Below are 1,244 nucleotides of genomic sequence, written 5' to 3'. Positions count from 1 at the left end.
CCACTGTGGTCAACTTAAGTATTTTAGAAAAATTTCAGAATTCCTTCAGCCCTGATTTCATCGGCATTTAAAGGATTTCTTTTCTTTTTTTACAAAAAAAGTACTTGACAAAACCTCCTGAAAGTGAGGTCGCTTCGCGACCTATTAATTAAGGAATTGTTCGTCTCGCCACGAACCTTAATTACACTTTAGGAGGTATGTCATATGAATCGAATTGACATCTGCAAAAATATCATCCAATCCATTAAGGAGTATATCACAACCCCAGAAAAACTGGAACCTCATCGTGCGAAAAATCATTTTGTTCGTAAACGAAAACTTTCTCTTTTTCAAGTAATTATGTATCTGCTTTACACTTCAAAGGCCTCCATGTTTCAAAATCTTTCCCGTATTCGGGAAGATCTTGGAAATCTTGATTTCCCTGACATTTCAAAACAGGCTCTGTCAAAGGCTCGCCAATTTATTAACCCTGCCTTATTTAAAGAGCTCTACTATTTATCAGTTGATTTATTCTATAAGCAGCTCCCATCTCGTAAACTTTGGAATGGATATCATTTATTTGCCATTGATGGTTCCAAAATAGAATTGCCTAATTCGAAATCGAATTTCGAGTTCTTTGGTGAAATGTTTGGATATCCTGATCCAAGCCGCCGTTTTACTATGGGACTTGGTTCCATTGTTTATGATGTTCTTGATGATTATATTGTCCATGCTTCTTTTCAACGGTATCTTGCATCTGAACGTTCCGCCGCTTTAGAGCATTTGCATAATTTAGAAGATTTAAATATCTATCAAAACAGCGTTGTAATCTTTGATCGTGGCTATTATTCTGAAGATATGTTTCGTTACTGTGTCGAGCATCAGCACCTTTGTCTTATGCGCTTAAAACAGAATTATAACATTGCTAAGAAATGCTCTGGAGACATAATCACAATTCTTCCTGGCAACGAAAAAGACGGGACTGAGGATATCAGGATAAGAGTCATCGAAGTTATTCTCGATGATGGAACGAAAGAGTATCTTGCCACCAATCTTTTTAATTCACATATTTCTCAACAGATGTTCCGCGAACTTTACTTCTATCGCTGGCCAGTTGAAACAAAATATAAGGAATTGAAAAGTCGCCTTGCTATTGAAGAATTTTCCGGTGCAACAACCACTTCAGTGCTTCAAGAATTTTATATCAACGTACTTCTTTCAAACCTATCATCTCTTATTAAAAATCAAGTTGATGAAGAAATTCA

Annotated in this window: 1 protein-coding gene; it reads left to right on the top strand. The window is 36.2% G+C overall.

What is annotated here, in order from left to right:
- Window positions 1-204: 204 nt before the first annotated feature.
- The coding region (locus H8716_RS17445) for an IS4 family transposase (protein WP_249310227.1) at window positions 205-1,244 on the top strand (1,040 nt) is incomplete at its 3' end.

The sequence above is a fragment of the Jingyaoa shaoxingensis genome (genome assembly GCF_014385005.1).
GTDB classification, from domain to species: domain Bacteria; phylum Bacillota; class Clostridia; order Lachnospirales; family Lachnospiraceae; genus Marvinbryantia; species Marvinbryantia shaoxingensis.
The sequence above is the reverse complement of the archived record's forward strand: the minus strand, read 5'-3'. Positions and strand labels throughout refer to the sequence as shown.